Below are 24,085 nucleotides of genomic sequence, written 5' to 3' on the forward strand. Positions count from 1 at the left end.
GAAGATGAACCAGATGCAAAACGAACTGCCCGTTCTCAATTCCGAACAGGATCGCCTCGCCCGACGCGAGCGCACTTTGCGCATCGTGATGCCGACATTGGCAATCATCATCGCGCTCGGCATATGGGAAGGTCTCGTCCGTTATTATCAGGTACCGCATTATCTGATCCCCGCTCCTTCGCTGATCGCCGAGACCCTGATCAAGGACGGTCCATCCCTGACGGCGTCCATGTGGTTCACCGTCAAGCTGACCCTGATTTCACTTGCCTGTGCCATTATTGGCGGCGTTCTGCTCGGCATGATCTTTGCCCTATCCCGCCCGATAGAAATGGCGTTCTTTCCCTTCGCCGTAATCCTGCAGGTCACACCGGTCATTGCTATCGCGCCGCTCATCCTCATCTATGTACGCGATACATTTTCTGCCCTGTTGATCTGCGCCTGGATCGTGGCGTTCTTTCCGATCCTCTCCAACACGGTGATAGGATTGCGCAGCGCCGACCACAATCTGCGCGATCTGTTCAAGCTCTACCGTGCCTCGCCATGGCAGCGCCTGCGCTATCTGCTGGCACCAAGCGCTCTGCCCTATTTCATGGCCGCGCTAAAAATCGCTGGCGGCCTGTCGCTGATCGGCGCTGTGGTGGCTGAATTCGTCGCCGGTACGGCAGGCCAGAGCACCGGTCTTGCCTCGCGTATTCTGGAATCGAGCTTCCGCAACGAAATTCCGCGCATGTTTGCGGCACTTTTCCTCGTGTCGCTGCTCGGCATCGTGATTTTCCTCATCACAAGCTGGTTGTCGCGCCTCGTCCTCGGACGCTGGCACGAAAGCGAGATCCGTCGTGAGCGCTAAAATGCTGACTGGCGTCGCCATAGCCGGAGTTTCTGGACACTACGACATCAAGATCGAAGGTGATCGCATCGCATCGCTTGTTCCGTCGCAGGCAGTTGGCGGCGGACTTGTCACCCCGCTTTTTGCGGATGTCCACGTCCATCTCGACAAGACGTTCACAATCCAGCGCATTGCAGAAAACGGCAGCGCCAGAGTGGATTGCCTGTTCGACGCCATAGACCTGATGGGCACGGACCGGAAGAACTGGAGTGCGGAAGATATCCGCGCCCGCGCTAGCAAAGGTCTTGAAGCTGCATTCAAACAAGGCGTCGGCGCAATGCGCAGCCATGTCGATTGGACGACGTCGGAAGTGCCCGTTCCGTGGCCGGTTCTCAATGAGCTACGCGAGGAATGGAAAGGCCGGATCGACCTTCAGTTGGCGGCACTTGTCCACGGTGATCTGGTGCTTGATGCAGGATCGCAAATCGCGGCCCGCGTCGCAAAAGACGGTGGCGTGTTCGGCGCATTTTTCTATCGCAATATCGATCTCGAAGCCAAAATCGAAGAGATGTTTCGCCTCGCCATGCAGCATGATCTCAACCTCGACTTCCATGTCGATGAAGGTCTGGACGTCGAAGCAGACGGGTTTTCGCTGATAGTATCGGCAGCCAAACGCCACGGCATGGCTGGTCGGGTGCTGTGCGGTCATGCCTGCTCGTTGTCACTGCGCAAGCCGGACGAACTGCAGCGCATCCTGGACGCTGCCGCAGAAGCAGGCACGGCACTCGTTTCGCTACCCACGACAAACCTCTATCTGCAAGACCGGATCGGCGGAAAGTCTCCGCGCCTGCGCGGTGCTGCACCGTTGAAGGAAGCGCGCGCAGCAGGCATGGATGTCATGCTCGGTTCCGACAATGTCCGCGATGCATTCTATCCCTATGGCGATTACGACCCGCTCGCCATACTTCGTCTTGCCGCGCCGGTCTGTCATGTCGAGCCTAATGACTGGCTCGACAGCATCACCACCCTGCCCGCCCGCCTTATTGGCAGCGAATGCGTGCAGCAACCGCAGGCAGGTGGCGTGGCCAGTTTTGTCTGGCACGACGCAGTAGACCTGAACGATCTCATCAGCCGCCCGCAGGCCCGCCGCGTCGTCTGGCGTAATGGCGTTGCCGTGCCTCAAATAAACGGGAGAGCCACATGAATTCTGCCGCTCCACAGCGCATCTACGACTGGGCCGCATTTCGCGCCGAAATCGATGGAATCCGCATTTATGACGACCCAAAGCAGGTCGAACTGCGCTCGCGCGATTATTTCTGGTACAGCCCGATCCTGACCGAAGATATCGGCCATTATGTCGGCGATCTTGTCGTTATTCCGAAAGATCAGGATGAAGTGCGTCGCGTGGCGGCAGCCGCCGCGAAGCTGCGTATTCCCATCACCGTTCGCGGTGGAGGTACCGGCAATTACGGTCAATGCGTTCCGCTTGAAGGCGGCGTGATTTTGGACATGACCAAGATCGACCGCATCATCGCAATTGAACCTGGCAAGGTTCGTGTCGAAGGCGGCGCTCGCATTTCGCGCCTCGACGATGCCGTGCGCGAAACCGGTCAGGAACTGTTGATGTATCCGTCGACCCGCCGCATCGCCACGATTGGCGGCTTTTTCTCAGGTGGTTCAGGCGGCATCGGCTCATTGCGTCACGGCATGTTGCGCGACGATGGCAATGTCTATTCGGTCAAGGTTCTGACTGTCGAACCGGAGCCGAAGATTATCGAATTGACCGGACGCGACATTCATAAAGTCCAACATGCCTATGGCACCAACGGCATCATTCTGGAGCTGGAAATCGGTCTTACCAAGGCAACGGACTGGATACATACTGCTGCCTTGTTCGATAGTTACGAGGCAACGCTCAACTTCTGCCTCAAGGCACTAGAGGACAATCTCGACTGCTATCTTCTGACCACTGTAGATCGCCGTTTTGCGCGCTTTTACACCAAGTTCGGCGATCTGTTCCCATCTGAAAAGGATGCGGTTTTTGCCATGATTGCCCCGGAAGAAATGGCTCGTTTCGAAGCGCTCGCCACTGAATTTGGCGGCAAGATTTCCTTTGCCATGACGCTGGATGAATTGCACAAGAATGGTTTGCAGCCTGCTTATGAGTGCGGCTGGAACCACACAACCTTGCAGGCGCTGAAAGCCGAGGAAGGCTGGACCTATCTGCAGGTCGCCTATCCGCGTCCGTTTAACGTGGATGTAGTGACACTCCAGATCGAGCGCTACGGCGAAACGCAGTATATGCATCATGAAATGGCGCGCCTTGAAGGAGAAGTGCAGATTTTCGCGCTTCCGCTTGTTCGCTTTGAAGGCCGTGACGAGATGTACCGCCTGATCAAGGAACTGGAGCAGGTTGACGGTTGCGATATCTACGATCCGCATGCCTACACCATCGAGGATGGCGGCATGAAAGAAATCGACAGTGTCCAGATCGAATTCAAGAAACTGGCAGACCCATATGGTCTGCTCAATCCGGGCAAAACGCGCGGCTGGACCGCTGACATGGCTTTGACTGATTAAAACAAGGGGAACCAAATGAAAAAGACACTGGTTGCGGCGTTGGCCGCACTTTCCATTGGCCTTTCTGCACAGATGGCCTATGCGCTCGACAAGGTGACGCTCGGCACCAACTGGCTCGCGCAAGCCGGTCACGGCGGTTTCTATCAGGCTGTCGCAGATGGCACCTATGAAAAATACGGCCTCGATGTGCAAATCGAAATGGGCGGACCGCAGGTCAACAATCGCCCGATGCTTGCTGCAGGCCGTCTCGACTTCCTGCTGACCGGAAACTTGCTACTGTCGTTCAACAATGTCGCCAACGGCGTGCCGACGACGGTTGTTGCCGCGTTCTACCAGAAGGATCCGCAGGCATTGATGGCGCATGAAGGTGCGTACAAGGACTTCAAGGACCTGGCCAATGCCGAAACGATCCTGATTTCGAAAGACGGCCAGTTCTCGTTCTGGCCTTGGCTCGTCAAGGACTTTGGCTTCAAGGACGAACAGCTGCGCCCTTATGGCTATAGCCTCGCCCAGTTCCTCAACGACAAGAAAGTTGTCCAGCAGGCCTATGCGACCGCCGAACCGATCTATGCAGAAAAGGAAGGCGCTAAGGTTACGACCTATCTCCTCGCCGACTACGGCTACAGCACTTACGGCAATACAATCGAAACTCGTCAGGATCTGATCGAAAAGAACCCTGATCTGGTACAGCGCTTCGTCAGCGCTTCCATCGAGGGCTGGACCAATTTCCTCTACGGCGACCGCAGCAAAGCCTATGAACGGATTCTGAAAGATAATCCGGACATGAGCAAGGAAACGCTCGATGCGGAACTGGAGCGTATCAAGAACCTTCAGCTTATCGACAGTGGCGATACGCTCGAAAAGGGAATTGGCGCAATCTCGATGGATCGCGTCAAGGCGTTCTACGAACTCGCCCGCAAGGCAGGGATTGTCAGCGGCGACGAACTCGACATGAAAAAGGTCGCGACCGATGCCTTCGTAAACAAGGGCGTGGGGCTCGACATCAAGAAAAAGCTGGGGCAATAACCCCTCCTCAATCGCGGCAGGTATGGATGAACAACGGCGACGAGAATGACGACACCGAACTGACCGGACGGGACAAGGTTCTCGGACGCAGGCGGCGCATTCTCGGTGCAATACGGGCTGCCGCGATCGATGAATTTGCCGAAAAAGGCCTTGCGGGGGCATCCACGCAAGGCATTGCGCACCGCGCCGGTCTCACCAAGCCGCAACTGCACTACTATATTTCGAGCAAGGAAGAGCTTTACGAGGATATCATCGTCTACATCCTCGAAGAATGGGAAGACATATTCCTCGGGGCTAGTACCGAAGATGACCCTGCCAAGGTGATCCGCCAATATATCCGCGCCAAGCTTGAATATAGCCAGAAAAAACCCAAAGCCTCGCGCCTTTTCACCACCGAAATTGCCAATGGTGCACCTTATCTGAGCCGCCACTGGAAAAAGCACGTCGCAGCGACCCATAATGCAGTGAAACTCATCCAGTCGTGGGTGGATGATGGTCGGATCAAGCCTGTCGATCCCCTACTATTTCAGATGCATATCTGGGCCGTCACCCAGCATTATGCCGACTTTGAAACGCAGGTTCGCAGCATGATGGAACTCGACAAGGACGAACCGCTCGATCTCGAAAGGATCGAGAAAGAGGTTTCGGCGCTGTTTCTGCGGGCCTGTGGGTTGGAATAAAACGCGTACCGACAACCCTTTCAGCGTAATCCTTCAAGTTCCGCGATGCGGGCGGCACTGTCTTTTTCAAGCATTCTGGTCATTTCGCGAATGACCGTTTCTGCCAGCACAAAGAGCGCTGCCGAAGAATCCCAGGCTGACGGTACGGCCGTGCGTCCCGCCAGAACATGGCGCGCCACGCGTGCAATCGGTGAAAGCCACTGGTCGGTCACGAGGATGACTTCCACGCCTCGTGACCTTGCCGTCTCAGCCAGTTTCAAAAGACTGTCCTGATAACGACGAATATCGAAAACCACCAGAACATCACGCTTTCCCATATCGAGAAGACGGTCACGCCACACGCTCTCCTGTCCGCCCAAGTGAAAGACATGCGGGCGAATGACCGTCATATGCGCCGCCATATATTGCGCAATGGGGTCAGTGAAGCGCCCGCCAATCAGATAGACATTGCCCTTGGCGTCACTCAAAGCCGACACGGCCTGCCGCAACTGCTTTGCACCCAAATGCCGGAAACTTTCACGAATATTCTCAAGCGTATGTTCCACCGCCGGATAGGCTGTGTCTCGCCCGGTTCCCGGCTGTTCGTTGCGGTGGTGCGGTGATTGCAGTTGAGCCGCGAGTTCATCCTGCAAGCGCGCTTGAAAATCAGGATAGCTCTGAAACCCGAGCCTGTTCACAAAGCGCAATATCGTTGGGGAGCTGACACCGGCCAAGCCGGAAAACTCCGCGACAGTTTTTAGTCCCAGCATCGGGTAATTGGCGATCAGCGTCTGGGCGGCACTGCGCTCGCCCGCTGGCATCGTATCGATCCGTTCATTGATCAGTTCCGCAACGCTTGCATGCACCGGCACAGCACTTCCCGTTCCTGAACGCCCTTTTTGAATTTGGGCGAAATTGTGTTTGACAAATAATCATAGGACGTATCAAATAATCCGCAATAGCGCATAATTGGAAAAAACGTAACATAAGTTACAGCGCGGGGAACGAACAGAATGACGGACGAGCGAGAACATCGCACGGCTTCGTGCGAGCCTGTTTTTGTCTTCAACAAGGATGGGGAAAGTCCCTATCTTCTTGTCTGCGAGCATGCATCCAATTTCATTCCCGAGACTTTCGAGGGGCTCGGTCTGGGGGAAGATGCCTTGCAGGCACATATTGCGTGGGATCCAGGCGCGTTGGAAGTTGCAAGGCATCTCGCCTCGTCCCTTCACGCGCCGCTCGTCGAAAGCCAGCTTTCGCGATTGCTAATCGATTGCAATCGTCCACTCGACGCTCACGACCTCATTCCGGAAATCAGCGAGACAACCGTGGTTCCCGGAAATCACGCGCTCAATTCCATGGAACGTCTGGCACGTATCGATCTTTCACATCGGCCATTCCACACTGCTGTCGAACACGTGATTGCAGAGCGTGCGCGACGAGGACAGGCATCGTGGATCGTGACGATCCACTCCTTCACGCCCATCTATCGCGACGTCCCTCGCCCCTGGCAGATCGGCATCATCCACGACGAAGATGACCGGATCGGCAAGCCGTTGATCGCCGCACTGAGGAAAGATACAGCGCTCAATGTCGGCGTCAACGAACCCTATTCACCAGCCGATCGCGTCTATTACACGCTGGAGCGGCACGCGCGTCCGCGCAATGCGCCCTGCGTGATGATCGAACTTCGCAACAATGAGATTGCCGATGGTCCGGCACAGATTGCCTGGGCCGAAAAACTCGCAACGATATTGAGAGACATTGCGAAAGCAATTGACCCTCGCAACACAGAACAGAAAGCCTGAAGGAGCGGGAAATGCCGAAGCCGATCAGACTGTTCGTCAAATATGTTGATGTAGTGAATTACTATGTCGGGCGCTTCGCGATGTATCTCTTCTTCGTGCTCGGCGCCTGCCTTCTATATTCGACTTTTTCGCGTGTTGTTCTCGGCGTACCGGTCAACTGGGTCTTGGAAATGTCCCAGTTTCTGCTCTCCGCCTATTATCTGCTCGGCGGCGCCTATGCCATGCAACAGGGCGCGCATGTACGCATGGACCTGTTCTTTGACCGCCTTTCACCGCGCAGGAAAATGATCACCGACATGATCACTATCCTGTTCATCATCTTCTATCTCGGTGTGATGGTCGCCGGTGGCATTTCATCGACCAACTACGCCATCGTTTACAGCCAGAAGAACTATACCGCCTGGGCGCCGCTTCTCTGGCCGATCAAGCTCATCATGACTGTCGGTATTCTCCTGCTGCTGCTGCAATGCGTCTCCAATTTCTTCAAGGACTGGGCCTTCCTGCGTGGACAGCCGATCAGCACCATTGCGGGTCCTGCCATTGAGGAAGGGCATCACATATGAGTTCGGAATTCATAACGCTCTTCATGTTTGCAACCATGATGGTGCTGCTCATGACCGGGCAGCGCGTATTTGGCGTGATCGGTTTTGTCGGCTCGCTCGCAGCACTCCTGCTTTGGGGCAAAGGCTCGTTCGAGATGCCGTATAATGCAACCTTTGCGGTATTGAACTGGTATCCGCTCATTACGGTGCCGTTCTTTGTCTTCATGGGATACATGCTCTCGGAATCGGGCATCGCCAGCAATCTCTATCGCATGTTCCACGTGTGGTTCGGCGGCATTCGCGGCGGTCTGGCCTTGGGAACGATCGGCCTGATGGTCATTATTTCCTGCATGAACGGCCTGAGCGTTGCTGGCATGGCAATCGGCGCTACCGTCGCACTGCCAGAGCTTCTCAAGCGTGGCTATAACAAGGTTATGGTAACGGGCGTCATTCAGGCTGGCAGTTCACTTGGCATCCTCATTCCGCCAAGCGTCGTACTGGTACTTTATGCGATGATTGCCCGGCAGCCGGTATTGCAGCTCTGGCTCGCAGGGATTGGTCCCGGTCTTCTGATGGCTGCGCTCTTTGCGATCTATATTTACATACGCTGCCGCATCCAGCCCGAGCTCGGACCGACTTTACCGCAGGAAGAACTGGACAGGATCACATGGCACGACCGTTTTGTCGCGCTACGCGCTGGCATCCTTCCGCTCGTGGTCTTCGGCGCGATGATGGGCCTGTTCCTCACCGGCGTTACCAGCCTTGTTGAAAGCTCAGCCGTCGGCGCATTGCTTGCAACGCTTGCCGCGCTTTTCACCGGACGCCTCAACAAGATTGTCTGGGAAACCACGACACGGAACAGCCTCACCGTCACCTGCATGTTTCTCTGGATCATTCTGGCTGCACTCTGCTTTTCATCGGTCTATGATGGCCTCGGAGCGGTGAAAGCCATTGAAAGCGTGTTGCTGAACACTTTCGATCTGTCGCCGTGGACAATCCTGATACTGATGCTGTTTTCGTTCATCATATTGGGCATGTTCCTCGATGACACGGCAATGCTGGTCATCGTGGCACCGCTTTACATACCGCTGGTCAAGAGCCTCGGCTTCAACGCCATCTGGTTCGGTGTGCTCTACACGATCACCTGCCAGATCGCATATATTACGCCACCTTTCGGGTACAATCTCTTCATGATGCGGGCCTTGGCCCCGAAGGAAGTCACGCTGATAGACATCTATCGTTCAATCGTACCGTTCTTCTTCCTCATGGTGCTGACCATCATCCTTCTGATGATCTTTCCGCAGATCGCGATGTGGTTGCCCAACTGGTACACCGGACGATGACGATAATTACGGGAGAATGCGTATAAGCCGGTGACAAGAGCCAGAACGGCTAGACCGGAACACATAAAGGGTGAACTCAAACAAGAGTGGGAGAATGGGCATGAGTGAGAATAGCAAGCTTAACAAACGCGATTTTCTCAAGAAAGCCGGGCTGACAACCGTTGGCGCGCTGGGTGCAAGCACGCTTGCAACGCCATATGTGAGGGCGCAAAGCCCAATCAAATGGCGGCTGCAGACTTATGCAGGTCCGGCACTTGCAGAGCACGTCATCAAGCCGTCTATCGACGCCTTCAACAAGGCTGCCAATGGCGAGATGGTGATCGAACTTTATACTGCCGACCAGCTTGTGCCGCAGGGTGAGCTGTTCCGCGCGGTTCAGTCCGGCACAATCGACGCTGCGCAAAGTGATGACGACTCCATGGCGTCACCAGTCGATGTCGCGGTGTTTGGGGCTTATTTCCCCTTCGCATCGCGCTACAGCCTCGATGTGCCTGCCCTGTTCAACTGGTACGGACTCAATGAAATCTGGGAGGAAGCCTATAAGGAAATTCCGGGCGTCACATGGCTCAGCGCCGGTTCCTGGGACCCGTGCAATTTCGTAACCACCAAGCCGATCCGCAGCGTTGCTGACCTGAAGGGACTTCGGGTCTTCACATTCCCGACCGGTGGCCGCTTCCTGACCAAATTCGGCGTCGTGCCTGTCACGCTGCCGTGGGAAGATATTGAAGTCGCTATCCAGACTGGCGAACTCGACGGCGTTGCATGGTGTGGCGCGACCGAGGCCTATACGGTTGGCTGGGCCGACATCAACAAGTACTATCTGACCAACAATATCAACGGCGCATGGGCCGGTTCCTATTTCGCGAATACCGAGAAATGGGACGCTGTGCCGGATCACCTGAAGACGCTCTTCAAGCTGGCAATGGACTCATCGCATTATTATCGCCAGCATTGGTACTGGTGGGGCGAAGCTCACTATCGCACCACCGGTGGGAAGCTGGAACTGACAACTATTCCGGAATCGGAATGGAAGCAGATCGAGGACGCCGCCGAACAGTTCTGGGACGAGATCGCCACCAAGAGCGAGAGAAACGCCAAAGTCGTCGCAATCCTGAAAAAATATCAGGAAACCATGCGAGGTGCAGGCGCACCTTATCGTTATGCCTAAGGATTTTGGACGCGGCACAGTGTGCCGCGTCCATCACTTTTTTCCGTTCTGGAGCGAGCATAAATGGCCGAACAGTTGACTTTCGATGCATTGAAAAAAGCCGTTGCGAATGATGAAATCGATACAGTTCTCGCATGTTTTGTGGACATGCAGGGACGCTTGATCGGCAAACGCTTCTACGGACAGTTTTTCGTGGAGTCTGGTTACGACGAGACCCATGGATGCAACTATCTTCTTGCCGACGATATCGATATGGAGCCGGTGCCCGGCTATGAGGCCGCAGGATGGGACAAGGGTTATGGTGATTTTGTCATCAAGCCGGATCTTTCGACCTTGCGCGTCGCCACATGGCTGGAAAAGACCGCCATCGTGCTTTGCGACGTGCTCGATCACCACGACCATCAGGATCTGGCGCATTCCCCGCGTGCTATCCTCAAGAAGCAACTCGCGCGCCTGCACGAGCGCGGCTATCGCGCCTATTTCGCTTCCGAGCTTGAGTTCTATCTTTTCGACGAGACCTACAAGACAGCCCGCGCAAAGCACTGGCAGGATATGGAAACGGCATCTCCTTACGTGCAGGATTATGTCATCCACCTGACCACCAAGGAGGAACCGGTTCTACGCGCAATGCGCAACCAGCTCGCGGCAGCGGGAATTCCGGTCGAAAACTCCAAGGGCGAATGGGGGCCGGGACAGGAAGAACTGAATGTGCGCTATGCCGAAGCGCTCGAAATGGCAGACCGCCATGTCATCATGAAGAATGCGATGAAGGAAATCGCCGAGGCCCACGGCAAATGCATCACCTTCATGGCCAAGTATGATTACGGCAAGGCTGGAAGCTCCAGCCACGTGCATAATTCTATCTGGAGCGCCGATGGCAAGGAACCGCTCTTCTTTGATCCGAAAGCCCCATACACTATGACGCCGCTCATGCGTTCCTGGGTGGCCGGACAGCTCAAATACGCCACCGACTACACCTATTTCCTGGCGCCATACATCAATTCCTACAAGCGCTTTCAGGCAGGTACTTTTGCGCCGACGAAAATCATGTGGAGCCAGGATAACCGCACTGCAGGTTTCCGCCTTTGCGGCGAAGGCACGAAAGGCATCCGCATCGAATGCCGCATCGGTGGTGCTGATCTCAATCCATATCTGGCCTTTGCAGCGCTTATCGCATCGGGCTTGCAAGGCATAGATGAACAACTGGAACTTGATGAGCCCTTTGTCGGCGATGCCTATAGTGCGGTCAAACTCAAGGAAATTCCTTATACGCTCCGGGAGGCCGCACAGGCGCTCAAGAACTCGTCGTTTCTCAAGGAAGCTTTTGGGGAGGCTGTGGTCAACCACTATGTCCACACCGCCCATTGGGAGCAGATCGAGTACGACCGGCGCGTGACCGACTGGGAACTACATCGCGGTTTCGAGCGCTATTGACCCGCGTGACCGATCCCGAAATGAATAACGCAATGCCAGACTTCAGAGGAAATTGCAGATGAGCGGCACGGCCAAGATCATCTCTCCGATAGACGGCTCGGTTTATGCCGAGCGTCCTTTTTTAAATGAGGCTGCAATCGCCTCGACGGTGGCGGCTGCGCGCGCTGCGCAAACAGGCTGGGCTCAGTTGAGTATTGCTGAGCGCGCGCGCTATTGCCGGGCCGCACTGGATGCGCTTGCCGGGATGCAGGAAGAGATTATCCCTGAAATCGCATGGCAGATGGGGCGCCCGACCCGTTACGGCGGGGAGAATGGCGGCGTGCAGGAACGCGGCCAATATATGATCGATATCGCCGAAGAGGCGCTGAAACCTTATGTGCCCACACAGAGGGATGGTTTCCGTCGGTATGTGAAGCACGTGCCGCTCGGCGTGGTTCTGGTGATTGCACCGTGGAACTATCCCTATCTCACCGCCGTCAACACAATCATTCCCGCACTTATGGCCGGGAATACCGTGATCCTCAAACATGCAACGCAGACGCTTCTGGCTGGTGAACGCTTTGCAAAAGCGTTTGAGAAGGCCGGGCTGCCCAAGGGCGTATTCCAGAATATCGTTCTCGATCACGCATCGACGGAGAAGTTGCTTGCATCCGGCACAATTGACCACGTGAATTTCACCGGCTCGGTTGGCGGGGGGCGCGCCATCGAAAAGGCTGCTGCAGGCACCTTCATGACACTCGGGCTGGAGCTTGGCGGCAAGGACCCGGCCTATGTGCTTCCTGATGTCAATCTGGACCATGCCGTCGCCAATCTGGTCGATGGTGCTTTTTTCAATTCCGGCCAGTGCTGCTGCGGGATCGAGCGCATCTATGTTCATGAAGCCGTCTATGACCGCTTCGTCGATGGTTTCATCGACCTGACGAAGCAATATGTCGTCGGCAATCCGCTGGATAACTCAACGACGCTTGGACCAATGGCGCAGGCGCGCTTTGCCGATCTCATCCGCGAGCAGAAGGCGGAAGCGTTACGCAAGGGTGCGAAGGCCCACGTCAATATGAGCGTCGAGAATGATCGCGCGGGCTCTCCCTATGTCGCGCCGGAAGTGCTCACCAATGTCGACCATCAGATGAGCGTCATGCGTGAAGAAAGCTTCGGCCCCATCGTCGGCATCATGAAAGTACACAATGACGAGGAAGCTCTCGCGCTCATGAATGACAGCATCTACGGCCTCACAGCTTCGCTCTGGACAGCAGATACGGACCACGCTGCCGCTCTCGGTGACCGCATCGAAACGGGCACGGTTTTCATGAACCGCTGCGATTATCTCGACCCCGCACTTGTCTGGACCGGGATCAAAGACACTGGCAAGGGTGCTGCCCTGTCACCCATCGGCTACGGCAATCTCACGCGACCGAAATCCTTCCACCTGCGTGAGAAAATCTGATCTGAATTGAATTTCTGGAAAGCAATCGACATGACCACTTTGACTGCCAAATGGAATTTCCCCACCACCGTGCTTTTTGGCCCAGGCCGCATCAAGGAATTGCCTGCCGTCCTCAAGGCCGCTGGCATTCAGAATCCGCTCTTTGTGACTGACCCCGGTCTGGCAAAACTTCCAGTGGTGGCCTCCACGCTCGCTATTCTGGATGAAGCCGGTGTGAAATACGGGGTTTTCTCCGACGTCAAACCTAATCCGGTCGAAAGCAATCTCTATGCGGGCGTTGAGGTCTTCAAAAGCGGCAAGCATGATGGTGTCATCGCTTTTGGTGGTGGTTCAGCGCTCGACCTCGGCAAGCTGATTGCCTTTCAGGCAGGGCAGACACGACCGGTCTGGGATTTCGAAGACATTGGTGACTGGTGGACGCGCGCTGACAGCAAAGCAATTGCCCCGATCATTGCCGTCCCCACGACCGCCGGCACCGGATCGGAAGTTGGCCGTGCAGGTGTCTTGACCAACGAAGCGACCCATACCAAGAAGGTCATCTTCCACCCCAAGATGCTGCCGGTCACAGTCATTGCCGATCCTGAGCTTTCCACCGGAATGCCACCTTTCATCACTGCGGGCACTGGCATGGACGCACTGGCACACTGCCTTGAAGCCTATTGCGCTCCGGGATTTCATCCGATGGCCGATGGCATCGCAGTGGAGGGTATCCGTCTGGTTCTTGAAAACCTTCCCACCGCCTATGCCGACGGCAAGAATATTGAAGCGCGTGCGAACATGATGGCAGCGGCCGCAATGGGTGCAACGGCCTTCCAGAAAGGGCTTGGCGCAATCCATTCGCTGTCGCATCCCATCGGTGCCCTTTATGATACCCATCATGGCATGACGAATGCGGTTTTCATGCCCTGTGTCCTGCTTCAGAACCGATCTGCGATCGAAAAGCGTATAGAACGGCTTGCCGATTATCTCGGCATCAAGGGCGGATTCGACGGATTTCTGGCAGCAGTCATGAAACTGCGGAGCGATTTGAGCGTCCCCAATACGCTGCCCGAATTCATCAAAGGCCTCACAATGGATGACGCCCGGAAAGACCTGATTGCCGAGATGGCTATCGTCGATCCAACCGCTGGCGGCAACCCGATTGAATTGACAAAAGAACGCGCGTTGAAGTTGCTAAATGCTGCACTCGAAGGTAAGGTCTGACACGCTGAAATCAGGCTCGGCAAGGGCCATAAAAGTAAGCATCGCACCACCTATGGCGGGGGGCGATGCATTGGGGGAGCAGGTTCTTGGGGAGGAGCCTGCTCCCTTTCATTTTGCGCAACATTCAGTCCTGCCCAAAACAGCGAAAACCCGGCTTTCCGCCTGTAGAAAAGCGGGAACAATTCGATATTTCAAGCGTTTACCTTAATCACCTAAGACGGAGGGTTGCACGTGAATATTTTCAAACAGACCTGTGTCGGTGCGTTGGCCGTGATCTTCGGAGCAACGTCCATCGCGCCGATAATGGCAGCGCCTTTGAATCTGGAACGTCCGGTCATCAATCATAATGTGGAACAGGTGCGCGATCATCGCCGCTCGCCACGTCACTATAATGGCCATAGGCCTCACCGGCCGGGATATTGGAACGGTCATCGAGGCTATCGGCATTATCGTCATGGCTATCGTCGCTATAATGACGGGTGGTGGTATCCGCTGGCAGCTTTCGGCGCAGGTGCCATCATTGGCGGTGCCGTAAGTCAGCCTCGCCCCGTTTATCGTGCACCGAGGATGTCCAACGCGCATGTTCAGTGGTGCTATAACCGCTACAAATCCTATCGCTCCTCGGACAATACATTCCAGCCCTATAATGGGCCGCGCAGACAGTGCTATTCGCCCTATTCTCGTTGATAATTGAAAAAGCGCCCTTTGAGGGCGCTTTTTCATGGAATTTGCGATCTGTTGAACAGAAACGTGATGAAATTTCCGGTTTCTGCGATAATCCAATGCTGGACGCCTCTCCCAAAGAGGAATAAGCAAGCCCGCGTCATAGCAATGTCGCGGGCAAAATTTTCTTCGTTCCCATTCTTTTGCGACATGAAGGACAATATTCAGAACGTGGATGGTGAAAGAAATGTGCTCGACTTTCTCCACGACCAGTTCAGTCCAAAGCCGGCAGTCGCTCTTTAGCTGCGTGCATTGCGCGGGCAACAGAACGATTTCGGCACAACCTTGAGTTTTAGAATGTCGCATACCACCGCCGCAAGCCCCGCTCCTACCAATGCGCAACGTCTGGCGATGACCGCTCTGATCGTTGGCGGAATTGCTATTGGCAGCTCGCCGATCTTTGTCCGACTTTCCGAGGTGGGTCCGCTCGCAACAGGCTTCTGGCGTCTTGCACTCGCAGTTTTACCGCTTCTGCTCATGGATGGTCGCGAACGGCGCGACAAAAAGGATACTACCCCGCTCACGCTGTCCGACTGTTTGCGCCTCGCCCTGCCAGGCCTGTTTATCGCTTTCGACCTCGGCGCGTGGCACCTGTCGCTGCACATGACATCCGTTGCAAATGCCACGCTGCTTGCCAATATGGCGCCGATTTTCGTGACATTGGGCGCTTGGTTGCTTTTCAAATCGCGCGTGAGCACGTCTTTCATGATCGGCCTTGCCGTCGCGGTCATTGGCGTCGTCGTGCTAAAGGGTGGACCGGGCGAGCTTCTCCAGTCCCAATCATCCGGCGATGCGATGGCGCTTCTCGCCGCAGTTTTCTATGCCGGTTACATTCTTTCGGTTGGCCGCTTGCGCAGCCGCTTTTCCACCATGCGCATCATGCTGTGGAGCAGCGCGATTGCAGCCGTCTTTTCGCTGCCAGTTTCCTATTTCATGGAGGGTCAGATACTGCCTGCCACGCTCTATGGATGGCTTATTCTTGCAGGCCTCGCATGGGTAACTCATGCCGCAGGCCAGAGCATGATTGCTTATGCCCTCGCCTATCTTCCGGCATCTTTCTCGTCACTCACCCTGCTTCTGCAACCGGTTGTCGCAGCGTTTCTTGCCTGGACCATCCTGTCAGAACCCATTGGCATATTGCAGGCTCTCGGCGGCATCATCGTGATATCGGGCATTTTGATCGCTCGAAGAGGATAAGATATGAAAAAGCCCCGGTTTCCCGGGGCTTTCTTACGGAGCTGATTACTCAGCCAGCCATTCCTTGATACGGTCCGGATGGTCCGCGATATATTTATCGACGGCCTTCTCATAGGATGTTTCCTGCGCATCGAACATCGCAGCTTCGAGCTCGCTGATCGGAATGCTCATCTTGGTCAGCAATGAAGCAACTTTCGGATTGTCTTCCTTGAAGCCCTTACGTGCAATGGCGTCGATATGTTCGGCACCGCCCAGTGCGCCTTCAGGATCGGCAATGTAACGCAGCTTGTACTTGCCGAACATCCAGTGCGGGCTCCATGAAGTTGCCACGAACCAGCCGTCGGAACGTGTGGCGCGGTCAACTGTCGTCAGCATGGCTGCTTCACTCGAAATATTGAGCTTGTAGTCCAGCCCGTATTTCTTGATCGCTTCCTGCGATAGACGAGTGAGGCCTGCTCCCGGATCGATGCCCTGAATTTCGCCCTTCAGCTTCTCGCGAACTTCCGGCTTCTTCAGGTCTTCAATGGAGCTGATCTCACTTTCCGGGATGTAAGCCGGAACAATCCAACCGAGCTTTGCACCTTCATAGAGCGGGCCTAGGTCTTCGACCTTGTCCTTCACGCGTGCATAGTAATCGGCGTGCGTTTCCGGCAGCCATGCCATCATCATGGCATCGATATCGCCACGGCTCACGCCCTGATAAAGTGGGGCCACGTCCGTCTGAACCAGCTCAACCTTCTGGCCGAGATTGTCTTCGATCAGTTTCTTGGCAAGTTTGGTGACGAACTCAGCATCCGACCAAGGTGCCCAGCCGATCTTCACCGACTTGCCGTCCTGCGCAAAAGCTGCGCCCATGGTCATCGTTCCCGCCACAACTGCCGCCAGACCGAATTTGGTTAGTTTGCCTAACATAGCTTCTCCTTTTCGATTGGTATCAGTTCCCATTGTTATTATTGGGTTATTCTTGGTTATTTTGGCTTTCTTCATGCTTCCTGCTTGCGAAAGGACGAGGCGGACTGAGTGTCCGCCGCCTTTCTTAAAGATGCGAGCCTTTTGAAAAATCCGGCTCCGCCCCTGCCGAAGCTCTGGGTAATGCGGTCGAGAATGACCGCCAGAATGACCACTGCAAGGCCACCTTCAAAGCCGAGGCCCACATTGAGGCGCTGGATACCGGTCAACACTGTATTGCCGAGGCCGCCCGCACCGATCATCGACGCGATGACCACCATTGAAAGCGACAGCATGATCGTCTGGTTGATGCCGGCCATGATCGAGGGCATGGCATTTGGAAGCTGCACCTTGAACAGAAGCTGCCGTGATGTGCAGCCGAAGGCCAGCCCGGCTTCAACGAATTCGGCATGTACCTGCCGGATACCAAGATTGGTCAGACGCACAACCGGCGGCATGGCGAAAATCACCGTCGCAATTGTTCCGGGCACGGCACCGAGGCCAAAAAACATTGCTGCCGGAATGAGATAGACGAAAGCGGGCATCGTCTGCATGAGGTCGAGCACCGGGCGCACAATCGAGGCGACTGTATCGCTGCGCGCCATGGCGATGCCAAGCGGGATGCCGATCACGACAGCAATAACCGTCGATGCCAGCACCAGAGAGAGGCTTTCCATAGTGCCCGTCCACAATTCCATGTGGATGATAAGACCCAATGCGAGAGCCGTGAATATCGCGAACTTCCACCCCACACGCCACAGCGCGAGCAGTGTAAGAATTGCAACCCCACCTATCGGCGGGACTGCGAGAAGAGCGTTTTGAATACCGTCAGTCACAAAACCGATGGCGGCTGCGATCATATCGAGCGCAGGCGTAAAGTGGTCGAGAATGTAGTTGACCACAACATCCGCCCATCCGCCGACACTGAAATTCAAATCCATGTTTTACCGTCCATTTCCGTATTTCTTCTGGATTGGACCAATTCTGCCTTCATCAGGCAAAAGGCCGTTGGCGCGCAGGTCTCAGCCCGCGCGACCAAGCGTTTCAAGCAAGGCCGATTTGCTGATAGCACCGACATAACGGTTCTGGCGGTCAGTGACCGGGACCGGCCAAGGGCTTTCCGCCACCTGTGTCAGCAATCCGGCAAGCGGCGCTTCGGCTTCGATAGCAGAGACGCTATCCAGTCTCTCGCCATCCTGCGCGACAGCACCCTTTGCCAGCGCATCACGACTGACCATGCCGCGATATGTGCGGTCGGCATCGATCAACACGCCGAATGTCTTGCCGCTCGCGTCGAAACGCTCGAGCGCCGTCGCCAGCTGTTCGGGTTCAAACACGATCAGTTCGTCGTCGCGAGCCACATCGGCAGCTTTGAATACACGGGACACATCGACATTGCGGAAGAAGGAACGAACATAATCGTTGGCCGGTGCGGACACGATTTCGTTCGGCGTTCCCACCTGGACGACCTTGCCGTGCTGCATGATGCAGATACGGTCACCAATACGCATGGCTTCGTCCAGATCATGGCTCACGAAAATGATCGTCCGGCTATGTTCAGCCTGCAGCCGCTTGAGTTCGTCCTGCATTTCGGTGCGGATCAGCGGATCAAGGGCAGAAAATGCCTCGTCCATCAGAAGAATGGTCGGCTCGCTTGCCAGCGCGCGCGCCAGTCCGACACGCTGCTTCATACCGCCGGAAAGCTGATCCGGCATACTGTGGGCATATGGTTCAAGACCAACCGCAGCGAGTGCTTTCAGTGCCTTCTGGTGACGTTCCGCCTCACCCATTCCGGCCACTTCGAGACCGAACGACGCATTGTTCAGAACCGAACGATTGGGCAGGAGCGCAAAAGACTGGAACACCATGCTCATGTCGCGACGACGAAGATCGATCAGCTCGCGCTTCGTCATTTTGACGATATCGCGGCCGTCCACTTCGATGGAACCGGCAGTCGGTTCGATCAAGCGATTGAGCAGACGCAGAAGCGTGGATTTGCCCGAGCCGGAGAGGCCCATAATAACGAATACTTCGCCTTCATAGATGTCGAAGGTCGCATCATCGACGCCGATTGTTGCGCCAAGTTCGCTGTGAATCTGGGTTTTTGATTTACCTGCGCGCAATTCTTGCATTGCACGCTCCGGGTCATCGCCGAAGACTTTAAAAACGCTCTTCAAGCTTATTTTCGTCTCAGCCGGCGACTTCATACTTTCTTCCTTGTATAAAATACCATGCATTAAGTTTAACCCCGCTGTGCTGGCGGACTTAATCTCCTTTTTAACATTGATAGAACTTCATTCCAGCGCAAAGTGCCCACACGCGATCTGCGTTCCGCAAACGGTCCGCATGGAATGATTATCGATAGATTGCTTGATTCTATATAGGTCATTTCCCGACATGTCCACCCACAGCCGTGAATTCATCTGAATGATCCGTCCAGCAACCGTCCCCTTGAATGATTTTTTTGAAGGGTTGCACGACGCATTTCGAGGGCTGTTCGACACTGCCTAAAGCAGGAGGCAATCGACCGGCCTGAAGACAATAGTAGTCCCGATCCAGTCAATTACCGGAACACCGTGCGACAAATATGCTATCAGCTGCGACATCGTCCGAATTAGTATAATTCGGGATAAAAACGACTATAATTACAGAAAAATAGTGTGATTATACTATCGCTGAGAATTATCTAGTCTATACATAAAGACGGCGCGGATTGAGCAATCCGCGCCGTAATAGATCCTGTTTCAAAGGCCTGTTTCTTCAGCGATAAGCCATATATCCGACAAAGCCGGTGATCTTCCAACGTTCCCCGTCGCGACGACAAAAATAAAGCGTCTGCCAGTTGAGGCGATCGATTGTTCCGTCCTTTCTGGCGATTGTTCCATCGAATTTTTTCCGTGCGAGAGCGACGTCGCCGGTAATATCGATCACACTCAGGTTGGTCGCACGAAAGATACCGTCCGCCAGAGATTCGGCATATTCCACCGCTGCACTCTCCGCTGCCTGTCGCAGCCATTCATCGCGATAACTTGCGAGCGTCGGAAAACCTGCGTCCCAATTGTCAGGATCGCGATCATTGTGCGCATGAATGCCAAGGAAGCGCACCTCATCGAAATCATCGGCCACCAATGACCAGTCCTGCGATACGAAGGCCTCGATATCGCGCCGTACAAGCATCTCCCAAATCTGCTCGAGATCCTTGTCGCCAGCGAACGGATTGGCCGCACCCTTCATGCTATCCTCCTGATTATCTTAATTTTCCACGTGCGGCGACCGGCAGGATATCGACGACATCCTCGCCCGAAACAAGATGAACTTCATCAAAGAGATTGGAAACGACGCAGACGTGGTCGGGAATAATCCGGAGCCGCTCACCAACCTTCAGGCCCGCGACATCACCAACCAGCTTGCCGTGCTCCTCACTCAGGCCGATCACACGGGCATCGGGACGGCCCATCACTTCACCAAAGTCGCTCAGTCCCAGCGTATCGCTGGATAGTGCCTTGGACCCGGCATCAATGATCGCTCGTTCTGATGTTGGATGGCTGACGACCGTTGAAAGCACCGTCAAGGCGCAGTCATCCACCGTCGCCGCGCCCTTTTCGACCTGATAACGGTCGAAATAGATATAGGTGCCGGGGCGATATTCGGTGACGACGCTGTCGCTGGGTTTGCGCCACATATCGGGCGTGCCGCCGCTTGAAATCGTCTCGCAGGGAAGGCTATTCGCCTCCAGCAACTCACGTGCCGAATAAAGCCATTGTTCAGCCTCGTCCGGCTTGCCCGCTGCGGGATAGGTCATCAGACCACCAAAATGCAGTCCTGCGCTCTGGTCTATAATGCGTGCCAGCTCCAGGGCTTCGGCTGGCGTCTGCACGCCACAGCGCTCCATGCCCGTGTCGCATTCGACAAGCACTTTCAACGGATGCTTTTCATCGGTGAAACGCGCCGCCAGCCCTGCAAGAGAGGTTCGATTATCGACCGTTACAGACAGGGTGATGCGTTGATGCAGCGTATGAAGGCGATCAAGCTTTTCCTGTCCGAGAATATTGTAGGGCAGGAAAATGTTCGTCAGCCCAGCATCGGCCATGACTTCTGCCTCGCCTAGCTTCTGGCAGGTGATCCCGGTCGCGCCCGCTTCCACCTGCATTTTGGCGAAGAGCGGCAGCTTATGCGTCTTGATATGCGGGCGTAGTTTAACCCCCACCGCATCCGCATGGGCCTGCGCCTTGGCGATATTCGCCTTCACGCGATCAATATCGATGAGGATCGCAGGTGTATCCACCTCGTGAACGGTTTTCGGTCTGGTCATGGATCAGTCTCCCAGCGGCAAGCGCGGATCGTCTATGGTGAGCGTATTGAGGCTATGCTTGATGCGGCGCAGGCTTTCCAGCACCTTGGGGCCACGCGCTTCTGCTGTCGCCGTGGCGATCATGTCGAGAATGGCCAGCAGCGCGAAGCGTGACGATGTCGGCTTGTAGATATTGCCGTCTTCATTGGCCTGATACGGAATAAGCACATCCCCCGCCTTGGCGAGATCGGAACCGGCAGGCGTGATCGCTACCGTCTGCGCTCCATATTGCCGCGCAACCAGCACGGCCTCCACCACCGAACGCGCAAAGCCGGAGACGGAGAAAGCGATTACCGTTGTTTCATGCGTGGTGACGGCGGCATACATCCGTTGCAATTGTCCATCCACTTGCGCACTGACAGGAATACCCAGTCGGAACAAGCGGTTCTGCATTTCTGTTGCAAGCATGGACGAGATGCCGCCAGACCCAAGACATAGCACAGGGCCACCAGCGGCAAGCCGTTCGGCCACTTTCATCAACACGCCCATGTCGAGCCCGTCGCTGGCGCGCTGGATGGCGGCAACTGCCGCATCGGTTACAGCCGTCGCTATGCGGCTTTCACGCACATCCCGCGCGGGGATTTCAGCCGTCAGATACTGCCCGCCGATGGCCAAGGCCTGCGCCAGAAAGAACTTGAAGTCGCGAACCCCGTCACAGCCAAGTGCTCGGCAAAAACGTGTCACCGTGGGTTCGCTGACACCTGCTCTGGCCGCAATTTCCGAGATTGCCGCCTTGGAAGCATAATCGGGATCGGCCAGCACGAGCGCAGCCAGCCTCCGGTCGGATTTCGATCCGTCCTGCGCCACGACATGCAGCCGTGTGATGATGTCGGCAACCTTGCTCATCGGAAATTCAAAGCGGGAGACCGCTATCCTTGTCGAAAAGATGTATGTGTTCGCTCTTCGCAGTTACAGGCACTTGCTCGCCGGGCGCAAGATGTATGCGCTCGCGAAACACAGCTCGTATAGGCTGTCCTGCGATCCGGCCATAAATATGCGTTTCCGGACCAGTCGGCTCGATCACCTCGACGGTGAGTTTCAGCCCCTTGCCATCCGGCGCGACCATGAAATTTTCTGGCCGGATGCCTGCCTCCACCTGCCGGGCTTCGGATGATCCCCCGCCAACAGCGATTTCCTCACCCTCTCCGGTACGGAATACTCCGCCTGAAACGGTTCCCGGAATGAAACTCATCGACGGCGAACCGATAAAGCTCGCGACAAACTTGTTGGCAGGACGATCGTAAAGATCCAGCGGCGCACCGATCTGTTGAATCCTGCCCTGATTCATAACCACGATCCGGTCGGCCATGGTCATGGCCTCAATCTGGTCATGGGTGACATAGATCACCGTCGACTTCAGCCGCTGATGTAGCGCCTTGATTTCCGTGCGCATCTGCACGCGCAATTGCGCATCCAGATTGGAAAGCGGCTCATCAAACAGAAATACCGACGGTTCGCGAACAATGGCGCGCCCCATGGCGACGCGCTGGCGCTGCCCGCCTGAAAGCTGGCGTGGGTAGCGATCAAGATAGGAATGGAGATTGAGGATGGACGCCGCCCTGTCCACCTTCGCGGCCGTTTCTTGTGCCTTCTCGCCGCGAATGCGCGGACCAAATCCGATGTTTTCACGCGCCGTCATATGCGGAAACAGCGCATAGGATTGAAACACCATCGCAATATTGCGCTTTTGCGGTGGCAACTCGTTAGCCCGTTCCCCACCAATCAGAAGGTCCCCGCCGGAAATGGGTTCAAGCCCGGCCACCATTCGTAAAAGCGTGGATTTTCCGCAGCCGGAAGGGCCAACCAGTACGAGAAACTCTCCACTTTGAATATCGAGGTCGACATGGTCGAGGACCGTTAATTGTCCGAAAGTCTTGGTGATGCCGCGCAGAGAAACCTCTTTCATCGGTCAGTTCCCTCCGAGAATATCTTCGATGAAAGGGCGGCAGCCCGCAGTCAGCCCGGCATCGACCGGAAGGACCGCGCCGGTAATCCCCGATGCGCGGTCAGAGGCCAGAAATGCCACCGTTTCTGCCACCTCGCGGGTATCAACGATGCGCCCCAGCGGATAAAAGCGCTGCAAGCGGTCCAACACGCTCGCATCCTGCGCGATACGATGATCCCATGCGGGTGTTCTTATCGACCCCGGACAGACGACGTTGGCACGCACGCCCTTCCTTCCGAACTCAACCGCAATACCGCGCGCAAAGGCATTGATTCCGGCTTTGGCAGCTGCATAAGCCGGGTTTCCGAAATGCAAGAGACCGTTGACCGAGGAAATGAAGACGAAAACGCCGTGTCCGCGCGCTGCCATGGCCTGCGCCATGACATTGGAAAACCCGGCAACCGCAGTCAGGTTGAGGTCAATCTCAGCGTCGATATTGCCCTGATCCAACCCATCGAAAGTCTCGGCACGGGTCCAGCCCGCATTGTTGATGACAATATCGGGCAAGCCCGATTCCGCTATTATCCGCTTTGCAGCCAGCTCCAGCCCGTCGCGGTCAAGCAGATCGAAGGCATGACGCGCATGAAAATCATCGCCGGTCATTGCCTCCAGTGTCGTATCGCAACCGATCACGCGGGCACCGCGTTCAGAGAACAGCTTGACCAGCGCGCTTCCAACACCGCCACCGGCTCCGGTAACCAGCACCGACTTTCCGGCAAATTCGCCTGCTTGCTCCACGCTATTCCCCTTTTATGCGGCAGCTTTCTGCACCTGTTTATTCCCACCAGCGTAAAAGTCAAAATGTAAGTTTGCAACAAAACTTTTTGCTTGAAAGTGCATATTAAGCCGATAATGTAAGAAAATAACAAAAATAGATCGTCATCGCAC

Annotated in this window: 23 protein-coding genes; 14 read left to right on the forward strand and 9 right to left on the reverse strand. The window is 55.5% G+C overall.

What is annotated here, in order from left to right; genetic code table 11:
• Positions 1 to 4: 4 nt before the first annotated feature.
• Genes AAE521_RS01980 through AAE521_RS02000 form a run of 5 tightly spaced genes read left to right on the forward strand, consistent with a single transcriptional unit; the run spans position 5 to position 5,112 of the window.
• Positions 5 to 847: an ABC transporter permease gene (locus AAE521_RS01980; protein WP_206044288.1), complete on the forward strand. Its 843-nt coding sequence runs from the start codon at positions 5 to 7 to the stop codon at positions 845 to 847.
• Positions 837 to 2,030: an amidohydrolase family protein gene (locus tag AAE521_RS01985; RefSeq protein WP_235817606.1), complete on the forward strand. Its 1,194-nt coding sequence runs from the start codon at positions 837 to 839 to the stop codon at positions 2,028 to 2,030. Before AAE521_RS01980 ends, AAE521_RS01985 begins: the two co-directional genes overlap by 11 nt.
• A complete protein-coding gene (locus AAE521_RS01990; protein WP_342060356.1) occupies positions 2,027 to 3,406 on the forward strand; it encodes an FAD-binding oxidoreductase in 1,380 nt (459 codons plus the stop codon). Before AAE521_RS01985 ends, AAE521_RS01990 begins: the two co-directional genes overlap by 4 nt.
• Before the next feature lie 15 nt (positions 3,407 to 3,421).
• Positions 3,422 to 4,432, forward strand: coding sequence for an ABC transporter substrate-binding protein (locus AAE521_RS01995; RefSeq protein WP_342060357.1), 1,011 nt, complete (start codon positions 3,422 to 3,424; stop codon positions 4,430 to 4,432).
• Between the two features lie 26 nt (positions 4,433 to 4,458).
• Positions 4,459 to 5,112 carry a TetR family transcriptional regulator C-terminal domain-containing protein gene (locus tag AAE521_RS02000; protein WP_342060358.1) on the forward strand — a complete coding sequence of 218 codons (654 nt, stop codon included), beginning with the start codon at positions 4,459 to 4,461 and terminating at the stop codon, positions 5,110 to 5,112.
• Positions 5,113 to 5,132: 20 nt separating this feature from the next.
• Here the strand turns inward: AAE521_RS02000 and AAE521_RS02005 are convergent, their stop codons facing one another.
• A complete protein-coding gene (locus tag AAE521_RS02005; protein ID WP_231771610.1) occupies positions 5,133 to 5,912 on the reverse strand; it encodes a MurR/RpiR family transcriptional regulator in 780 nt (259 codons plus the stop codon).
• A 192-nt stretch (positions 5,913 to 6,104) separates the two neighbouring features.
• Here AAE521_RS02005 and AAE521_RS02010 point away from each other — a divergent pair, with 192 nt between their 5' ends.
• The 9 genes from AAE521_RS02010 (at position 6,105) to AAE521_RS02050 (ending at position 15,953) form a co-directional block, all read left to right on the forward strand.
• Entirely contained in the window at positions 6,105 to 6,899 is a 795-nt protein-coding gene (locus tag AAE521_RS02010; RefSeq protein WP_342060359.1) for an N-formylglutamate amidohydrolase, read from the forward strand.
• Between the two features lie 11 nt (positions 6,900 to 6,910).
• The gene (locus AAE521_RS02015) at positions 6,911 to 7,462 is read left to right on the forward strand and encodes a TRAP transporter small permease subunit (RefSeq protein ID WP_342060360.1); all 552 of its coding nucleotides are present in this window, start codon (positions 6,911 to 6,913) and stop codon (positions 7,460 to 7,462) included.
• Positions 7,459 to 8,784, forward strand: coding sequence for a TRAP transporter large permease (locus tag AAE521_RS02020; RefSeq protein WP_061346994.1), 1,326 nt, complete (start codon positions 7,459 to 7,461; stop codon positions 8,782 to 8,784). Before AAE521_RS02015 ends, AAE521_RS02020 begins: the two co-directional genes overlap by 4 nt.
• A gap of 100 nt (positions 8,785 to 8,884) precedes the next feature.
• Positions 8,885 to 9,952, forward strand: a complete 1,068-nt coding sequence (locus tag AAE521_RS02025; protein ID WP_012093235.1) for a TRAP transporter substrate-binding protein — start codon at positions 8,885 to 8,887, stop codon at positions 9,950 to 9,952.
• Between the two features lie 63 nt (positions 9,953 to 10,015).
• Positions 10,016 to 11,386 (forward strand): glutamine synthetase family protein, encoded by a 1,371-nt coding sequence (locus tag AAE521_RS02030; RefSeq protein ID WP_071631334.1) that lies wholly within the window; start codon positions 10,016 to 10,018, stop codon positions 11,384 to 11,386.
• Positions 11,387 to 11,444: 58 nt separating this feature from the next.
• Positions 11,445 to 12,830: an aldehyde dehydrogenase family protein gene (locus tag AAE521_RS02035; protein ID WP_342060361.1), complete on the forward strand. Its 1,386-nt coding sequence runs from the start codon at positions 11,445 to 11,447 to the stop codon at positions 12,828 to 12,830.
• A gap of 30 nt (positions 12,831 to 12,860) precedes the next feature.
• Positions 12,861 to 14,033 carry an iron-containing alcohol dehydrogenase gene (locus AAE521_RS02040; protein ID WP_342060362.1) on the forward strand — a complete coding sequence of 391 codons (1,173 nt, stop codon included), beginning with the start codon at positions 12,861 to 12,863 and terminating at the stop codon, positions 14,031 to 14,033.
• Between the two features lie 231 nt (positions 14,034 to 14,264).
• Complete coding sequence (locus tag AAE521_RS02045) at positions 14,265 to 14,720, forward strand: BA14K family protein (protein WP_342060363.1); 456 nt, start codon at positions 14,265 to 14,267, stop codon at positions 14,718 to 14,720.
• Positions 14,721 to 15,053: 333 nt separating this feature from the next.
• Entirely contained in the window at positions 15,054 to 15,953 is a 900-nt protein-coding gene (locus AAE521_RS02050; protein ID WP_342060364.1) for a DMT family transporter, read from the forward strand.
• A gap of 45 nt (positions 15,954 to 15,998) precedes the next feature.
• On the opposite strand, the gene AAE521_RS02055 is transcribed toward AAE521_RS02050, so the two are convergent.
• From AAE521_RS02055 to AAE521_RS02090, 8 genes are all read right to left on the reverse strand, one after another.
• Positions 15,999 to 16,865: a glycine betaine ABC transporter substrate-binding protein gene (locus AAE521_RS02055; RefSeq protein ID WP_151650989.1), complete on the reverse strand. Its 867-nt coding sequence runs from the start codon at positions 16,863 to 16,865 to the stop codon at positions 15,999 to 16,001.
• Positions 16,866 to 16,936: 71 nt separating this feature from the next.
• Positions 16,937 to 17,842 carry an ABC transporter permease gene (locus AAE521_RS02060; RefSeq protein ID WP_342060365.1) on the reverse strand — a complete coding sequence of 302 codons (906 nt, stop codon included), beginning with the start codon at positions 17,840 to 17,842 and terminating at the stop codon, positions 16,937 to 16,939.
• 81 nt (positions 17,843 to 17,923) lie between these two features.
• The gene (gene proV / locus AAE521_RS02065) at positions 17,924 to 19,108 is read right to left on the reverse strand and encodes a glycine betaine/L-proline ABC transporter ATP-binding protein ProV (RefSeq protein WP_010659074.1); all 1,185 of its coding nucleotides are present in this window, start codon (positions 19,106 to 19,108) and stop codon (positions 17,924 to 17,926) included.
• A gap of 553 nt (positions 19,109 to 19,661) precedes the next feature.
• Positions 19,662 to 20,135 carry a hypothetical protein gene (locus AAE521_RS02070; RefSeq protein WP_342060366.1) on the reverse strand — a complete coding sequence of 158 codons (474 nt, stop codon included), beginning with the start codon at positions 20,133 to 20,135 and terminating at the stop codon, positions 19,662 to 19,664.
• Between the two features lie 13 nt (positions 20,136 to 20,148).
• Positions 20,149 to 21,213: a D-TA family PLP-dependent enzyme gene (locus AAE521_RS02075; RefSeq protein ID WP_342060367.1), complete on the reverse strand. Its 1,065-nt coding sequence runs from the start codon at positions 21,211 to 21,213 to the stop codon at positions 20,149 to 20,151.
• Positions 21,214 to 21,216: 3 nt separating this feature from the next.
• Positions 21,217 to 22,098: a MurR/RpiR family transcriptional regulator gene (locus AAE521_RS02080; protein WP_342060368.1), complete on the reverse strand. Its 882-nt coding sequence runs from the start codon at positions 22,096 to 22,098 to the stop codon at positions 21,217 to 21,219.
• A 7-nt stretch (positions 22,099 to 22,105) separates the two neighbouring features.
• Complete coding sequence (locus tag AAE521_RS02085) at positions 22,106 to 23,158, reverse strand: ABC transporter ATP-binding protein (protein WP_342060369.1); 1,053 nt, start codon at positions 23,156 to 23,158, stop codon at positions 22,106 to 22,108.
• A gap of 3 nt (positions 23,159 to 23,161) precedes the next feature.
• On the reverse strand, positions 23,162 to 23,935 hold the full coding sequence (locus tag AAE521_RS02090; RefSeq protein ID WP_342060370.1) for an SDR family oxidoreductase: 774 nt from the start codon (positions 23,933 to 23,935) through the stop codon (positions 23,162 to 23,164).
• Positions 23,936 to 24,085: the final 150 nt, after the last annotated feature.

Origin of the sequence: Brucella cytisi, from assembly GCF_038433355.1 — a bacterium.
In the GTDB taxonomy this organism is placed as follows: Bacteria; Pseudomonadota; Alphaproteobacteria; order Rhizobiales; family Rhizobiaceae; genus Brucella; species Brucella cytisi.